Genomic DNA, 16,800 nt, shown 5'->3' with positions numbered 1-16,800 from the left:
AACCGAGCAGATCGAGGCGCTGAAGCCAGGAGGAGCGCAGTGTAGAAACACTACTCGAGCACCGGACTGGCGAAGCAACGATGAGATGCGACAGTTATCTAAACCAGACTTTTTAAACTTCCTTTCAATACAGGTTTAAAAAGGAGGATTTAGAGAACCGAGCAGATCGAGGCGCTGAAGCCAGGAGGAGCGCAGTGTAGAAACACTACTCGAGCACCGGACTGGCGAAGCAACGATGAGATGCGACAGTTATCTAAACCAGACTTTTTAAACAACCTCTCAAAAAAAGTCTAGACGGTTATAGTATAACCATCTAGACCCTATTCTTACTTCTCTTCTTTCAAGCTTAATTTTAAGTTCAGTTCTTCAAGCTGCGATTCTGCAACTGGGCTTGGAGCTTCTGTTAATAAGCAGCTTGCGCTTGCTGTTTTCGGGAATGCAATTGTATCACGAAGGTTCGTACGGCCTGCAAGTAACATAACAAGACGATCTAAACCTAATGCGATTCCGCCGTGTGGTGGTGTACCGTATTCGAATGCTTCTAATAAGAATCCGAATTGCTCTTGCGCTTCTTCTTGTGAGAATCCAAGTGCTTTGAACATTTTTTCTTGTACGTCACGCTCGTAAATACGAAGTGATCCACCACCAAGCTCATAACCGTTTAATACAAGGTCATATGCTTGTGCACGTGCTTTTTCTGGTGCTGTTTCTAGTAACTCAACGTCTTCACGGAATGGCATTGTGAATGGGTGGTGAGCTGCGAAGTAACGCTCTGCATCTTCATCGTACTCAAGTAGTGGCCAATCAGTTACCCATAGGAAGTTAAATTTACTTTCATCAATTAACTCAAGCTCTTTACCTAGACGTAAACGAAGTGCGCCTAAGCTATCTGCAACAACGCTCTTCTTATCTGCTACGAATAGTAATAAGTCGCCAGCAGTAGCTTCTAATGTGCTCATTAACACATTTGCATCTTCTTCACCGAAGAATTTCGCAATCGGTCCTTTTAGGCCGTCTTCTTCAACTTTAAGCCAAGCTAGACCTTTTGCACCGTATACTTTCACGAATTCAGTTAATGCATCGATGTCTTTACGAGAATATTTACTTGCAGCACCTTTTGCATTAATTGCTTTTACTTGTCCGCCGCTTTCTACAGCACTTGTAAACACTTTAAAGCCACAATCTGCTGCAAACTCAGATAAGTCTGTTAGTTCCATTTCAAAGCGTGTATCTGGCTTATCAGAACCGTAGCGAGCCATTGCATCAGCATATTTCATACGAGGGAATGGTGCACTCACTTCTACACCTTTTGCATCCTTCATAACTTTCGTCATCATACGCTCCATCATATCTAAAATTTCATCTTGTGTTAAGAATGAAGCTTCGATATCGATTTGCGTGAATTCTGGTTGACGATCCGCACGTAAATCTTCATCACGGAAACAACGTGCTACTTGATAGTAACGCTCAAATCCGCCGACCATAAGAAGCTGTTTAAATAACTGTGGTGACTGTGGTAATGCATAGAATTCACCATCATGTACACGACTTGGCACTAAATAGTCACGAGCTCCTTCTGGCGTGCTTTTCGTTAAAATTGGTGTTTCTACTTCTAAGAACTCTTCTGTATCTAAGAAGTTACGAATTGTTTTTGTTACATCGTGACGCATTTTGAATGTGTTGAACATTACAGGACGACGTAAGTCTAAATAACGATATTTTAAACGCACATCTTCTGATGCATCTGTATCATCAGCAATGATAATTGGCGTTGTTTTCGCTGCATTTAGTACATTTACTTTTGTTGCTTGTACTTCAATACGACCAGTTGCCATATTGTCATTAATTGCGCCTTCACCACGTTCAACAACTGTACCTTCTACGTGTAATACGTATTCGCTACGAATTGTTTCTGCTACTTCTAACGCTTCTTTTGATGTTTCTGGGTTAAATACAACTTGTACGATACCTGTACGGTCACGTAAATCGATAAAGATTAATCCACCTAAGTCACGGCGTTTTTGTACCCAACCTTTTAATTGAACTGTTTGTCCAACAGCTTCTACTGTTACTTTTCCACATGCATGTGTTCTTTCAGCCACTGTAAGTTCCCCCTATATTAATTTCTCTGCTACGTATGAAGCAAATACATCTAACGCTACTTCTTCTTGTTCACCTGTTGCCATATCTTTTAAGTTAATGATGCCTTTATCTAGCTCATCTTCTCCTAATACAGCTACAAATTTCGCCTTTAGACGATCTGCTGATTTAAATTGTGCTTTCATTTTGCGATCTAAATAATCTTTTTCAACTGACAATCCAGCTTTACGAAGATCGAACGCAACTTTTGCAGCATGGTCTTTCGCTTTTTCGCCAAGCGCTACAACGTAACAATCAATGCTATGTTCAAGTGGTAATTCAATGTTTTCAGCTTTTAGCGCCATAATTAAACGTTCAATACTCATTGCAAAACCGATACCTGGCATTTCTGGTCCACCGATTTCTTGTACAAGTCCGTTATAACGGCCACCACCGCTTAATGTAGTGATCGCACCGAAACCTTCTGCCTCACTCATAATTTCAAAAACAGTGTGTTGATAGTAGTCTAAACCACGCACTAAGTTCGGATCTTTTTCAAATGGAACATCCATCATCGTTAATAGTTCTTGAACTTTGTCATAGTATACTGCTGAATCTTCGTTTAAGTATTCTGTAATAGATGGTGCTGTTCCCATTAATTCATGGTTACGGTCTTTCTTACAGTCTAAAATTCGAAGTGGGTTCTTTTCTAAGCGAGATTGACAGTCAGAACAGAATTCGCCGATACGTGGCTCAAAGTGTGCGATTAATGCATCACGGTGTGCTTGACGGCTCGCTGCGTCACCTAAACTGTTTAATACAACTTTAATATTTTTTAAGCCCATGCCGCGGTAAAATTCAACAGCAAGTGCAATTACTTCTGCATCAATTGCAGGGTCATTACTGCCGATTGCTTCGATACCGAATTGTACGAATTGACGATAGCGACCTGCTTGTGGTCTTTCATAACGGAACATTTGACCGATATAGTATAATTTCGTTGGTTGTGTCGCATCACCAAACATTTTATTTTCAACGTAAGAACGTACAACAGGTGCAGTACCTTCTGGACGTAATGTTAAGCTACGCTCTCCACGATCTTGGAATGAGTACATTTCTTTTTGTACGATATCTGTCGTATCACCAACACCGCGTAAAAATAGCTCAGTGTGTTCAAAAATTGGTGTACGAATTTCTTTATAATTGTAACGACGGCAAATTTCGCGTGCTTGCCCTTCGATATACTGCCATAACTCAACAGTGCCTGGAAGAATATCTTGCGTTCCGCGTGGGATTTGAATAGACATATTCAGTTCCTCCTCAAATTGTTTTAATCTTAATAAAAATAAAAAAACTCCCGCCTCTACTGTTTAAACAGTAGGGACGAGAGTATTATACCCGTGGTGCCACCCTAATTGAAGCACGTATGCTTCCACTTTTTTAATAACGCTTAAATATGCGTTCATCCCTACTAAGCATATATGCCGTTCAAGTTGAAACCTCTAGAGTGTCATTCAATCAGTCATCATGCAGAAATGTTTTCAGCCTAAGACATTCCTTCTCTTTCCATGTGTGTCTCATTTACTCTTCTCTATCAACGGTTATATTCATATGTAAATATAAAATTACTATACGTTTGTTAAGTAGGATTGTCAAGTGCTCTAAGAACGTTCAATCTGCTTCTTTAAACGCTTTACATCTTGAAGAGAAATCCCAAACTCCGAAGCAAGCTCCATTGAAGTATTGTTTTGCTCTTTTGAAATAAAATCATGAAAATTCACGTTAAACAGTTGATTTGCACCATTTGTAACAGAATGCCCTTTTTCATTCATACGCATACGTATATCCCTCACATTCAATATGGATGTTTTACTTTTTATTGTTCCATATTGATGCGAGAGTTATACATAACCGAAACTGCTATTGATTCCAAATAAATGAACAAAACATACAACAATGTATAAAAAAGAGAGGATTATATAACCCTCTCTTTTTTATGAACACTATTTACTTTCTACAATTAAGGTCACCGGACCATCATTGATTAAAGAAACGTCCATCATTGCTCCAAACTTCCCTGTTTCCACATGTAATCCTTGTTTACGAACTTCTTCATTAAAGAAATCGTATAAACGCTCTGCATAATCAGGTTTCGCAGCATCCATAAAGTTTGGACGTCTGCCCTTGCGGCAATCTCCGTATAATGTGAATTGCGAAATAGATAGAACTTGTCCTTCTACATCAAGTACAGAATGATTCATCTTTCCGCTCTCATCTTCAAAAATACGTAAGTTTGCAATTTTTTCCGCAATGTAAGTTGCATCTTTTTCTGTATCTTCGTGCGTAATGCCAACTAGTAATGTTAAACCGAACGGAATTTGTCCTACGATCTCACCGTCTACTGTGACAGACGCTTTCTTTGATCGTTGTAAAACAACTCTCATCTTTCTACACTCCCTATTAATGCATCATGCGTCGTACTGCATAAATTTCTGGAACGCGTTTAATGCGTTCTACTACTTTTTTCAAGTGTTGTAAGTTACGAATCGAGATTGACATATTAATTGTTGCCATCTTATTACGGTCACTTCTACCAGAAACAGCTGAAATGTATGTTTTCGTCTCTGTAACAGCTTGCAGTACTTCATTTAATAAACCGCGGCGATCGTAACCTGAAATTTCAATATCAACGTTATACTCAATTTCTTTTTCAGGGCTACCTTCCCACTCTACCTCTAATAATCGTTCTACAGCTTCTTCTGTATGAACATTTACACAATCACGGCGGTGAATTGATACACCTCGGCCTTTCGTAATATACCCAACGATATCATCGCCCGGAACTGGGTTACAGCATTTCGATAAACGGATTAATAAATTATCAGCACCGCTTACCTTTACACCAGAATCCCATTTTCGAATTTTCATCGGTTTACGGACTTCTTTAACTTCAACAATTTCTTCTTCTTCGCGTTGTTTGCGGAACTTGTCCGTTAGTCGCGTAACAATTTGCGAAGCTGTAATTCCGCTATATCCAACTGCTGCAAACATATCTTCTTCATTTGCAAAGTTAAATTTCTCAGCGACGCGTTTTAAGTTATCCGGCGCCAATACTTCTTTCATCTCATACTCTAGACCACGTACTTCCTTTTCAACAAGTTCACGGCCTTTTTCAATATTTTCGTCTCTACGTTGTTTCTTAAAGAATTGACGAATTTTATTTTTCGCATGAGATGTTTGAGCAAGTTTTACCCAATCCTGGCTTGGGCCATATGAATGTTTCGACGTTAAAATTTCAATGATGTCGCCTGTTTTTAATTTATAATCCAGCGTCACCATTTTCCCGTTTACTTTTGCACCAATTGTTTTATTCCCAATTTCCGAATGGACACGATACGCGAAATCAATTGGAACAGATCCAAGTGGTAATTCCATTACATCGCCTTTCGGTGTAAAGACGAATACCATGTCAGAGAATAAATCAATTTTTAATGACTCCATAAATTCTTCTGCATTAGAAGCTTCATTTTGCCATTCTAATATTTGACGGAACCATGTGAGTTTCTTCTCTAATGTACCTGTTGTTTCTGCTGTTTTTCCTTCTTTGTATGCCCAGTGTGCCGCGATCCCAAATTCTGCAATTTCGTGCATTTCTTTCGTACGAATTTGCACTTCAAGTGGATCACCTTTCGGTCCAATTACAGTCGTATGAAGAGATTGATATAGATTTGCTTTTGGCATTGCAATATAATCTTTAAAACGACCTGGCATCGGCTTCCAGCACGTATGAATAATTCCAAGCACTGCATAACAATCTTTAATACTATTTACAACGACACGTACAGCTAATAAATCGTAAATTTCATTGAACTGCTTATTTTGCAGTGCCATTTTACGATAAATACTGTAAATATGTTTCGGTCTTCCAGAAATCTCAGGTTGAATTGCAACTTCTTTTAATTTCTCACGAATACCAGTCATTACTTCGTCTAAATATTCTTCACGTTCTGCACGTTTACGCTTCATTAAATTTACAATACGATAATATTGTTGTGGATTTAAATAGCGAAGTGACGTATCCTCTAGCTCCCATTTAATAGTACTAATTCCGAGTCTATGTGCCAAAGGTGCAAAGATTTCTAACGTTTCATTCGCTATGCGACGCTGCTTCTCTTGAGGCAAATGTTTCAATGTACGCATGTTATGAAGACGATCAGCTAGTTTAATTAAAATAACTCGAATATCTTGAGCCATTGCAATAAACATTTTGCGATGGTTTTCTGCTTGTTGTTGTTCGTGAGATTTATATTTGATCTTCCCAAGCTTTGTAACGCCATCAACAAGCATAGCAATTTCTTTGTTAAATTCCCGTTCAATATCTTCTAATGTAATCTCTGTATCTTCCACTACATCATGTAAGAAACCTGCTGATACCGTAGCTGGATCCATGTGTAAATCAACTAAAATACCTGCAACTTGAATCGGATGAATAATATACGGTTCACCCGATTTTCTATATTGTTCGCTATGCGCATCACGTGCATATTCATAGGCACGTGCCACTAGCTCAATATCTTCATCCGCTAAATATTGACTTGCTTTCTCGAGTACCTGTTCAGCTGTTAGTACCTGCTCATTTGCCATCGAATCACCTTTTATTGAAAATTGACTTTATCTTTATTTAATAGAATAAATTATATTCTATCATTATAACCCAATGATTGTGAATTGTGAAAAGGAAAAGATTTTACTGACATTTCACCATAATTTTTTGTTCAATTATACAAAAGTACCCGCTCCTCTCCAAGAGATTCACGGGTACTTTTTATCACCGTAGTTTTACCTATATAGTGATTAGTATTTTTCTAATACTAATACATCGTAACCATCTAACATTTTACGACCATCTAAGTAAGTAAGTTCTACTAAGAATGCAATTCCTGCTACAACTCCGCCTAGCTCTTCAACTAACTTAATTGTCGCTTCGATTGTTCCACCTGTAGCTAATAGATCATCTGTAATTAATACGCGTTGACCTGGCTTAATTGCATCTTTATGGATTGTTAAAACGTCTTTACCATATTCTTTACCGTAGTCAACTGTAATTACTTCACGTGGTAATTTTCCTAATTTACGAACTGGCGCAAATCCTACTTCTAACGCATAAGAAACTGGGCAACCGATAATGAAACCACGAGCTTCTGGTCCTACTACAACATCGATATCTCTTTCTTTTGCGTACTCAACGATTGCGTCTGTTGCTGCTTTGTATGCTTTACCGTCATTCATTAAAGGTGTAATGTCTTTAAACACAATACCTTCTTTCGGATAATCCGGTACAATTGCGATATGTTGCTTGAAATCCATATTTCTGAATCCTCCTCAGATCTAAAAGGTTTGTAAATACAAATCCTTTACCCTAACTGTTCTACTTCTTTATGATTACGAATCGTTTCAAACCATGTATATAGTTGCTGATATGTGCTATAAACCAATTCTTTTTCTAATTGTAAGTGGTTCATTTTCTCACGATATGTGTTCGATTCAATTAAATCACGCTTTTGTTTTTTGTCTGCCATAAAAATGACGCCATCTTTTATTGTAACAAATTCTAACTCAAAAAACACCTGTGTCATGAAATTTACTGTATCTTTTGACCAACCTTTATGACGACATAGTTGTTCTCCATATTGTCTTAAAGAAAATGGTGTTTTTTGGCTTAAGAAAGAATAGTACCATTTAAAGTGTTCTCTGGTCGGAACTGTACTAAATAAGTGGTTATTCTCTTGATAAAATAGCGTATAAATTCGCGCTGGGAATCCTACCTTAAATAGCTCACGTAATTCATCTGTTCCTTTTGGTAAATCAAGTAACACGATATATTGATCATCTAAATGCGTTACTTCTGAAGCATGCATGAGCTTTTCTTTATAGCTCTCTAAAGAAAATTTATTCAATACCTCTTCAGAAAAATACACCATTGTTATTTTTTCTTTCGGAAGTTCTGCTAAATTTGCTTCTGCATTACGCATACTACGCCAATCAAATAATTGCCACGCCTCTACAGCAATATCTTGTACCATTAGTTGTGGCTTCTTAAAGTTATTCCATTCATTAATAGACGCTTCTCCTATTACAGATACTTTTGCAACTGGAGAGATTTCTTTCGCATATGCACCAAAGCCAAATCCAATTGTATCCAGTGTTGCTTGTCCATCACGAAGAGCCATTTTTAAATGAGAGCCATCTGATCCGATTGCGCGAATGCTTTCTAACTCTGCATCTTTTACTGCAATACGTGGTTTCGGATTTCCAACACCAAACGGGGCTAGTTTTTGCATATCTTCAATTGCCGCTAGCGTTACATCCTCTACTTTACAAAAAACATCAACTGCTGTAATTGGAATAAAATCTTCTTCTGTTAAAATTGCATCTGCTTGTTCATTTAAGCAGCGACGTAATTCATCTACATCATTCATATGTAGCGTCATTCCCGCTGCCATCGGATGCCCTCCGAAGTGTGGTAATAACTCTCTACAATCTGATAAATTTGCAAACAAATCAAATCCTGCAATACTACGTGCTGAGCCTTTTGCTGTTTCTTTTATAGGATCAATGCTTAATACAATCGTCGGACGATAAAAACGTTCAACTAATTTCGAAGCAACAATTCCAATTACCCCTGGGTTCCAGCCTTCTTTCGCAAGTACTAATACTTTATTTTCTTCTGGTGGGAAGTTATTTTCCACTTCAGCGATAGCCTCTTCTGTAATTTGCTTTACAATATCTTTTCGCAGTTTGTTCAGCTCATCAATTTCTTCAGCTAGCTCTTTCGCTTCCTCTGGATCATCTGATAATAAAAGGTGTACAGCCGGCGCAGCATCTTCTAAACGCCCAACCGCATTAATACGAGGTGCAATTGAGAAACCAATACTCTCTTCGGTAATTTCACTTTGCGAAACGTTAGCAACTTTAAACAATGCCTTCAAACCAATATTTCTCGTCATACGCATATGTTTTAAACCGCGTTTCACTAGCAACCTATTTTCACCATGAAGTGATACTAAATCGGCTACTGTACCAATTACTGCGATCTCTAATAAATGTTCTGGTACACGGCCTAATAGTGCATGCGCAACTTTAAACGCAACACCTACACCAGCTAAATAGTGAAACGGATATACACCGCCATCTAATTTCGGATGTATAATCGCAAGTGCTTCTGGCAATTCTGGCGGTGGCTCATGGTGATCTGTAATAATTAGATCTATTCCAAGCTCTTTCGCTACATTCGCTTCATGTACCGCTGCAATACCAGTATCGACAGTAATAATTAGCGAGAACCCTGCGCTATGCGCCCAACGAAATGCTTCTTCGTTCGGTCCATACCCTTCTGTAAAACGATTTGGAATGTAAAATTCTACTTCTGCACCTAATTCTTGAAGAGCAAGATATAAAACTGTCGTACTACTTACTCCGTCCGCATCGTAATCACCAAATATTAATATTTGCTCTCCATTTTGAATCGCCTTATTTACACGTTCTACCGTTCTATCCATTCCTTCTAATAAAAATGGATCATGAAATTCTTGATTTTCTGTATTTAAAAAATCTAAAATCTTATCTTCTGTATCGAGTCCTCTACCGAGGAATAACGAAACGACAAGTGGCGATAACTGTAATTTACTTGCTAATTCACTCACTCGCTCGTCATTATATTCTTTTTCTTTCCAACGCGTCTTCGGTTGTAACACGAAATCACCCCTTAACCTGTTCATTATACAAGACAGATTAAGGGGTGACAATATAATGCAAACTACGATGCAATATCTATATACTAAAATGTTAATGATGTTTAATTTGGAGAATACGGATTTATATGTACGAATACATTTTGTACATTATCTTGTTTCATAAGTATTTCTTTCACATGTTTTCCAATACGGTGTCCTTCTTCTACAGTAATGTATGGATCTACGGACACTTTAATATCGACAATAACATAATGACCATGCTCCCGTGCATATAAAGAACCAATTTTTTTCACACCATCTACTTGAAGAACTGCTTCTCTAAGCGGAATAACATCCTCCTCATGAAGAACATGGTCAAGCGTTGCATGAATTGCTTCCGCTCCAATGCTCCATGCCATTTTTACAACAAGAAGTGAAACAACTAATCCCGCAATTGGATCAGCGTATACAAGCCAGTCTATACCAAGCTTACCACCTATTATAGCTGCACAAATACCGATTAAAGCTGCAATTGAAGAAAATACATCCGAACGGTGCTCATATGCATTTGCAATAATTGCATCACTGTTTACTCTTTTCCCTAATCGGAATTTATATTGAAACATTCCTTCTTTCACGACGATTGAAAGAACAACAGCAAATATCGTAATTCCTTTCGGCGGTTCTAGTTCTTGCGAAAAAGCTTTTATAGACGAAATCGCGATTTCAAGTCCCACAATAAATAATAATACCGCAACAATAATCGCTGAAATCGATTCCGCTTTACCATGACCATACGGATGATCCTCATCAGGTGGCTGCTTTGCCGCTCGCAATCCAAAAAGTACAGCTAGCGAACCTATTACATCTGATGCAGAATGCACGGCATCCGCTAATAGCGCTTTACTGTTCCCAATATAACCAATTACCGCCTTTACAATCGCTAATATAATATTACCAACGATCCCGACAATAGCACCAAACTCGGCCTGTTTAAAACGTTCATCTTTTTCCATAATTAAAATCCCTTCTTTTCTTAACCTATCTTTTTATTTTAACAAAAACAGCGATAACACCACCACTTTCTTCCATCTTCTTTCTGTTAAAAAGTTGCTATCTTATTGTATCCACAAACGAAAAAAGAGATGCCTCATAAAGAGACATCATCTTTTCTATACTTGCGGTTCAGATTCTACTTTCTCAACCTTCTTCTTGTTTCTTCCCTTTTTCAAACGACGGTTTTCAAGCATTAACCAAATTTGAGAGGCAACGAAAACAGAAGAGTACGTACCTACAATTAATCCAACAAGTAGCGCAAACGAGAAGTTACGTAGTGACTCACTACCGAAGATAAGCAGTGCAATTACTGGGAATAACACTGTTAATACGGTGTTAATCGAGCGACCAAGCGTTTGGCGAATACTTGCATTTACGATTTCTTCTAGATCTTTTATATCGCGCACTCGTTTTTTCTGTTTGTATAATTCACGGTTTCTATCAAATGTAACAATCGAGTCATTAATAGAATAACCGATGATTGTTAGTACTGCAGCAATAAACGTTAAGTCTACCTCTAGTTGGAAAATACTAAACATAACAATCATAACGAATGCGTCATGTAATAATGCAAGTACTGCAGATAACGCATACGTAAATCGGAAACGAATACTTACGTATAAAATGATAACCGCAGAAGCAATCAGTACTGCGATAAATGCATTTCGTGCAATTTCTTTACCGATTGTCGGTGAAACTGTACTTACGTTTGGATCTGTACCATATTTATCGTGGAAGAATGTTTTTGTTTTCGCAATTTCATCTTTTGATAAAACACCTAATGTACGAACTGCGAAACCTTTATTGTCATCTCCAGTCGGTACAATATTTTCTTCCTTCACATCAATGTTCAATTCTTTAAAATCTTTATGAACATCAGACACAGTAACGGCTTGTTTTGATTGCAAGTCGATACGTGTACCACTCGCAAAGTCAATACCAAGATTCAATTTGAAAATTGGTAAGATAATTGCACCCGCAATTACAACTACAATCGAGAAGATAAGGAATTTATGACCGATATTTACGAAATTAATACGATCAAATCTTGTTGGCGGATGTACTACACCTTTTGTTAATGGAATAATATCCTTTTGTTTCACACCAAAATATCCTGGTTTTTTATCAAAGTAACGGCTCTTTACAAGTAGACCTAGTAAGAAACGAGTACCGAATACGTTCGTAATAAAACCAACTAAAATACTTACGATTAAACTTGTTGCAAATCCTTTTACAGAGCTATTACCATAAACGAATAACACACCAGCTGCTGCAAGAGTCGTAACGTTTGCATCTAGAATTGTTGCTAATGAACGATGGTTACCAGCACGGAATGCCGACATCATTGACTTACCAATTTTCAGCTCTTCTTTCAGTCTCTCGTACGTAATAATATTTGCATCAACTGCGATACCTACCCCGAGCACTAACGCTGCAATACCTGGCAACGTAAGAACTGCATGCATCCAGTTAAAGACAAGTAATGTAACGAAAATGTATAACCCTAACATAATAACCGCTACAAGTCCTGGTAAACGGTAGAATACAAGCATAAATAAGAAAATAAGAGCGATACCAATCGCACTAGCGAAAATCGTTTGCTCTAACGCTTGTTGACCAAATTTCGCTCCAACAGATGTTGAATACATTTCTTTTAAATCAACAGGAAGTGCACCTGCATTTAATAAAGATGAAAGTTGTTTCGCACTTTCAACTGTGAAGTTTCCACCTACGATAGATACTTCAGCTTGGTTAAATACTTGGTTTACTGTTGCTGCTGATAAGAATTTCGGATTCGGTTTTGCAGATTCTGCTTTATACGAATCTTTTCCTTCTTCAAAGTCAAGCCAAATTACCATTAAATTCGTTGGTGGTGGCATTTTAGAAATTTTTTCAGTTACTTCACGGAATTTTTCAGCACTTTTTAGTGTAAGACCTACGCTCGCACGGCCTTGCTCATCAAATGTTTGCTTCGCTCCGCCGCCTTTTAAATCCGTTCCATCCATAAGAAGGTTATCATCCACATCACGGAATGTTAATTTCGCTTGTGTTGATAACATTTCACGTGCTTTTTGCTGATCTTGTACACCAGCAAGCTGTACACGAATTCGATCTTGCCCTTCGATTTGAATGTTCGGCTCACTTACACCGAGAACATTGACACGATTTTCAAGAGCACCTACTGTACTTACAAGTACATCTCGATCGATTTTATCACCTTTTTTGGCTGGTTTTACTTCATACAGAATTTCAAAACCACCGCGAAGGTCTAGTCCTAGACTAATTCCTTTTGCTATGTCTTTTCCTGCCGCACCAATTACTCCACCGATTAATAAGACGATGAGGAAAAAGGCGGCAATTCTCGTACCACGCTTTGCCATATGTACCCTCTTTCTGCTACTAACACTTTCAATAAATCTCTTACGATTCACTGCTATACGTGTGCATACGCCTAGTTAGTAGACTTCCTTTCTATAATTTTTGCTAGTTCATCACTAGCTCTATAGGTAAGCTTTTACACTACCTACACTTCCATCATTTATTTTCCTCTTCACTACCTCCTTTATATATAATCTTAGACATAATTATTTCCTCTTTATCAATACATATCATTATACTGCAAAAGGAAGAACAAACCAATTGCAGTCGGTTATTTATTTTCGTACTCATCAAATGACCAAAGTGGCGCTTGGTAAGCTTCAACAGTTAAATATGTCATATATTCATTAGCTGTTACTGTTAATACGTCATTAACTAATTCATACAATCTAACATCGCTGTCTATCTTCTTCCACTTTTTCACTTTAAGAAACTTCCAAATGTCATCATCTGTCACTCGGTCGTAACCGAACATTTGAAACTCTTCTACTTTACTTTCTAAAACGACTTGTAACTGTCCGCGGTATGATTCTACCAAAGCCTCTCTATCTAACATCTATAAACATCTCCTTCTTATTTCAGCACGAAAAAGTCGCTTTAATCCCGCTCTAATGGACAGCAATAACTACTTTCAAGAGCACTATCATACTTCACTCTCTTAAATGCTTGTCATTCTTGTCTCGTACGTGCATATAAATTATTGTAAATCATTCCATTGATTTTGAGAAGGTAGGAGAAGAACATGACGAGACAAAGCTTTTTAAAAGGCGCATTTATTTTAATGATAGCCGGCTTTATTACAAAAATACTCGGCTTTATCAACCGCATAGTAATGGCACGTATTTTAGGAGAAGAAGGCGTTGGTCTTTATATGATGGCCGTTCCTACATTCATTTTAGCAATTACATTGACACAAATTGGTCTTCCTGTCGCAATCGCAAAATTTGTAGCAGAAGCGGAAGCTGTGAACGATAAACAAAGAGTTAAAAAAATATTAACCGTATCACTAGCTGTTACATCCGTTATTAGTATCATTTTAACAATCGGAATTATGTTCCTCACACCTATTTTAGCAAAAACATTATTAACCGACGAAAGAACCTACTATCCATTAATGGCCATTTTGCCCGTTGTTCCTGTTATTGCTGTTTCTTCTGTGTTGCGTGGTTACTTTCAAGGGAAACAAAATATGAAACCTAGCGCTTATGCGCAAGTTCTAGAACAAGTCGTCCGCATTACCATTATCGCTATATGCATTCAATTATTTTTACCTTACGGCATAGAATATGCTGCAGCCGGCGCTATGTTATCAGCTGTTCTCGGTGAAGTTGCATCCTTATTATTTTTACTCACGTTATTTCAGCGAGAAAAACATTTATCAATACGCTCTGGATTTTTCACTACTGTAAAGGAAAGCAAAGGGACATTTTATTCTCTGATGGATATTGCCCTTCCAACTACAGGAAGTCGTTTAATCGGCTCCGTTTCATATTTTTTTGAACCTATTGTCGTTATGCAAAGCTTAGCAATCGCTGGTGTCGCTGCTTCTGTTGCAACCCAGCAATACGGTATATTAAACGGTTATGCATTCCCGCTCCTATCACTACCTGCCTTTATTACATACGCTCTCTCTACAGCGCTCGTTCCTTCTATTAGTGAAGCAATGGCAAAAAGACAACATAAATTAGTAGAGCACCGTTTACAACAAGCACTTCGAATTTCATTAATTACCGGCGGATGGTCTGTCGTTATATTATACGTATTCGCTTCTCCTGTTTTAACTCTTATGTATGGATCAGACAGCGCAACAGCATTCATTCAACTTCTTGCGCCTTGCTTTTTATTTCATTATTTCCAAAGTCCACTTACCTCTGTTTTGCAAGCTTTAAACTTAGCAAGAGCCGCAATGATGAATACATTTATTGGTGCCATCGTGAAATTAATCGTTATTTTTGTACTAGCATCAAGGCCAGAGTTTCAAATGATGGGGGTTGCACTTGCTATTGCTGCAAATATTGTAACAGTAACATTTCTTCACTACGCTACTGTTTTAAAAAAGATTACATTTACCATTTACGCAAAAGACTATATTTTCGGCGGACTTGCCATCGGTATCGCAGGCGCCTTCGGTTTTTATCTTCATAAATATATTATTTTCTCTCATTCCCTTGGCATACAAACATTATGGGAAATCACTTTAACAACAATTGTTTATATCGTACTTCTCTTCACTTTCAAACTCATTCGAAAAGAAGAGTTAAGTCGTCTCCCTATCATTCGTAAGCTTTCATTTTTGAAATAAGGTGAAACTTTAATCAGTGGGGTAATCTCCACTGATTATTAGTTATACTAATCATCCTTACTCTTCCAAAGGATAAGTCTCTAATTTTCTTTTACATCAACAAAAAATTGTCCATTTTGAAAACTACAGTATAAAATTTGTGTTATATCGTTATAACCTAAGTTTTTTAATTTCTCAATAAGCCATTCATCTGTATGCTCAATCATTTGTAAATGACTAGATTGAATTTCTCCATCAATAATAAGAGGAAGCGTAAACTGCAATGTATCTTGTTTATTTTTTTGTTTTTGAAAGACAGATAACTTCCCAGACGGTTCCAAAATAGCATATTCTACATCCCGAATATCTCCAACTCCTTGTTCCCTTAATTGCATCATTAAATCATCAATATTATATCGTTGGTTTCTCATCTTTTTTTCATCAATCTTTCCCGCATTAATAATAATTGCTGGTTCACCTTCTATTAAATGCCGAAATCGTTGAAACTTTAATGAAATGACTGACAAAATGATTTGTATGCACATAAGAAAAGTCATCGGAACTAATTGATGCAAAAGTGATTTATCGGTATTTTCAATTGCTACTACAGCCATTTCTCCAAGCATAATAAATACGACTAAATCTAATACACTTAGCTCTCCTATCTCACGTTTACCCATAAGACGAAAAATAATTAAGATGATGATATACAAAAGCATTGTCCGTCCAATTACCGATATCCATTCCATTTCTACATCTCCTTTTTTACGTATAGACTCCCCTATAAAAAAGAAACTAGTCTAACTTGAGCAAAAGGAAAATATGCTTGTATTAAAAAGGGGGAATGCATAAATGGATGGAACGAAAAAATTATCAACTGCAATTGGCTTCGGTATTGTTACGCTACTAATTCTCGCATCTATTACTAGTATGATTATGGCTCTTTTATTAAAGTTTACGAATATAAATGAAGGGACATTAACCGTTACTATTTTTATACTCGCTCTTTTATCTATGCTTATGTCTGGATTTACTGCCGGCAAAAAGGCTCAAGGAAAAGGTTGGCTAGTAGGTTTCACAACAGGGCTCACGTTCACTATACTCGTCTTTCTAGTTAACTATTTAGGCTTTTCTCAAACCTTATCGAACTCACAATTACTATATCAATTAGCATTAATGGGGGCGAGTACACTCGGTGGTATTTTCGGTGTAAATATGTCAAAGCAAAGTAACTAAAAAAGGCCCTGCACATTTCATGCAGGGCCTTCCACA

At 37.5% G+C, this 16,800-nt stretch carries 13 protein-coding genes and 1 other annotated feature; of the genes, 2 read left to right on the top strand and 11 right to left on the bottom strand.

All coding sequences use genetic code 11. From position 1 onward, the window contains the following. Positions 1-326 precede the first annotated feature (326 nt). The 10 genes from aspS to ACTFR3_RS19725 all read right to left on the bottom strand — a co-directional run bounded on the left by aspS (position 327) and on the right by ACTFR3_RS19725 (position 13,803). Positions 327-2,102 (bottom strand): aspartate--tRNA ligase, encoded by a 1,776-nt coding sequence (gene aspS, locus ACTFR3_RS19770; protein ID WP_060851699.1) that lies wholly within the window; start codon positions 2,100-2,102, stop codon positions 327-329. Positions 2,103-2,114: 12 nt separating this feature from the next. Beyond that, positions 2,115-3,386 carry a histidine--tRNA ligase gene (gene hisS / locus ACTFR3_RS19765; protein WP_000027084.1) on the bottom strand — a complete coding sequence of 424 codons (1,272 nt, stop codon included), beginning with the start codon at positions 3,384-3,386 and terminating at the stop codon, positions 2,115-2,117. A gap of 69 nt (positions 3,387-3,455) precedes the next feature. Further along, positions 3,456-3,686, bottom strand: a binding site (T-box leader). A gap of 54 nt (positions 3,687-3,740) precedes the next feature. Next, entirely contained in the window at positions 3,741-3,917 is a 177-nt protein-coding gene (locus ACTFR3_RS19760) for a hypothetical protein (RefSeq protein ID WP_001242605.1), read from the bottom strand. Between the two features lie 165 nt (positions 3,918-4,082). Continuing rightward, the gene (locus ACTFR3_RS19755) at positions 4,083-4,523 is read right to left on the bottom strand and encodes a D-tyrosyl-tRNA(Tyr) deacylase (RefSeq protein WP_001266965.1); all 441 of its coding nucleotides are present in this window, start codon (positions 4,521-4,523) and stop codon (positions 4,083-4,085) included. Between the two features lie 16 nt (positions 4,524-4,539). After that, the gene (gene relA, locus ACTFR3_RS19750; RefSeq protein ID WP_001262795.1) at positions 4,540-6,723 is read right to left on the bottom strand and encodes a GTP diphosphokinase; all 2,184 of its coding nucleotides are present in this window, start codon (positions 6,721-6,723) and stop codon (positions 4,540-4,542) included. Between the two features lie 210 nt (positions 6,724-6,933). Next, positions 6,934-7,446: an adenine phosphoribosyltransferase gene (locus tag ACTFR3_RS19745; protein ID WP_000346215.1), complete on the bottom strand. Its 513-nt coding sequence runs from the start codon at positions 7,444-7,446 to the stop codon at positions 6,934-6,936. Positions 7,447-7,493: 47 nt separating this feature from the next. After that, positions 7,494-9,833: a single-stranded-DNA-specific exonuclease RecJ gene (gene recJ / locus ACTFR3_RS19740; protein ID WP_078186719.1), complete on the bottom strand. Its 2,340-nt coding sequence runs from the start codon at positions 9,831-9,833 to the stop codon at positions 7,494-7,496. A 101-nt stretch (positions 9,834-9,934) separates the two neighbouring features. Continuing rightward, the gene (locus tag ACTFR3_RS19735; RefSeq protein ID WP_000409743.1) at positions 9,935-10,828 is read right to left on the bottom strand and encodes a cation diffusion facilitator family transporter; all 894 of its coding nucleotides are present in this window, start codon (positions 10,826-10,828) and stop codon (positions 9,935-9,937) included. Between the two features lie 156 nt (positions 10,829-10,984). Then, on the bottom strand, positions 10,985-13,249 hold the full coding sequence (secDF, locus tag ACTFR3_RS19730; RefSeq protein ID WP_001119067.1) for a protein translocase subunit SecDF: 2,265 nt from the start codon (positions 13,247-13,249) through the stop codon (positions 10,985-10,987). Between the two features lie 269 nt (positions 13,250-13,518). Next, on the bottom strand, positions 13,519-13,803 hold the full coding sequence (locus ACTFR3_RS19725) for a post-transcriptional regulator (protein ID WP_000886980.1): 285 nt from the start codon (positions 13,801-13,803) through the stop codon (positions 13,519-13,521). A gap of 186 nt (positions 13,804-13,989) precedes the next feature. On the opposite strand from ACTFR3_RS19725, the gene spoVB reads away from it, so the two are divergent. Beyond that, complete coding sequence (spoVB, locus tag ACTFR3_RS19720) at positions 13,990-15,549, top strand: stage V sporulation protein B (RefSeq protein ID WP_000198301.1); 1,560 nt, start codon at positions 13,990-13,992, stop codon at positions 15,547-15,549. A gap of 80 nt (positions 15,550-15,629) precedes the next feature. On the opposite strand, the gene ACTFR3_RS19715 is transcribed toward spoVB, so the two are convergent. Further along, a complete protein-coding gene (locus tag ACTFR3_RS19715) occupies positions 15,630-16,277 on the bottom strand; it encodes a DUF421 domain-containing protein (protein WP_000454833.1) in 648 nt (215 codons plus the stop codon). Between the two features lie 103 nt (positions 16,278-16,380). Here ACTFR3_RS19715 and ACTFR3_RS19710 point away from each other — a divergent pair, with 103 nt between their 5' ends. Next, on the top strand, positions 16,381-16,764 hold the full coding sequence (locus ACTFR3_RS19710; RefSeq protein WP_000349148.1) for a TIGR04086 family membrane protein: 384 nt from the start codon (positions 16,381-16,383) through the stop codon (positions 16,762-16,764). Positions 16,765-16,800 lie beyond the last annotated feature (36 nt).

This window comes from Bacillus cereus group sp. MYBK14-1, from assembly GCF_051916885.1.
GTDB lineage: Bacteria > Bacillota > Bacilli > Bacillales > Bacillaceae_G > Bacillus_A > Bacillus_A cereus.
The sequence above is the reverse complement of the archived record's forward strand: the minus strand, read 5'-3'. Positions and strand labels throughout refer to the sequence as shown.

Bases quoted from the DNA above. Each gene is read 5' to 3' on its own strand.
- hisS (WP_000027084.1), bottom strand. From the start codon at position 3,386: ATGTCTATTCAAATCCCACGCGGAACGCAAGATATTCTTCCAGGCACT.
- ACTFR3_RS19725 (WP_000886980.1), bottom strand. From the start codon at position 13,803: ATGTTAGATAGAGAGGCTTTGGTAGAATCATACCGCGGACAGTTACAA.
- ACTFR3_RS19760 (WP_001242605.1), bottom strand. From the start codon at position 3,917: ATGCGTATGAATGAAAAAGGGCATTCTGTTACAAATGGTGCAAATCAA.
- ACTFR3_RS19745 (WP_000346215.1), bottom strand. From the start codon at position 7,446: ATGGATTTCAAGCAACATATCGCAATTGTACCGGATTATCCGAAAGAA.
- spoVB (WP_000198301.1), top strand. From the start codon at position 13,990: ATGACGAGACAAAGCTTTTTAAAAGGCGCATTTATTTTAATGATAGCC.
- ACTFR3_RS19735 (WP_000409743.1), bottom strand. From the start codon at position 10,828: ATGGAAAAAGATGAACGTTTTAAACAGGCCGAGTTTGGTGCTATTGTC.
- secDF (WP_001119067.1), bottom strand. From the start codon at position 13,249: ATGGCAAAGCGTGGTACGAGAATTGCCGCCTTTTTCCTCATCGTCTTA.
- ACTFR3_RS19710 (WP_000349148.1), top strand. From the start codon at position 16,381: ATGGATGGAACGAAAAAATTATCAACTGCAATTGGCTTCGGTATTGTT.
- ACTFR3_RS19715 (WP_000454833.1), bottom strand. From the start codon at position 16,277: ATGGAATGGATATCGGTAATTGGACGGACAATGCTTTTGTATATCATC.
- relA (WP_001262795.1), bottom strand. From the start codon at position 6,723: ATGGCAAATGAGCAGGTACTAACAGCTGAACAGGTACTCGAGAAAGCA.
- ACTFR3_RS19755 (WP_001266965.1), bottom strand. From the start codon at position 4,523: ATGAGAGTTGTTTTACAACGATCAAAGAAAGCGTCTGTCACAGTAGAC.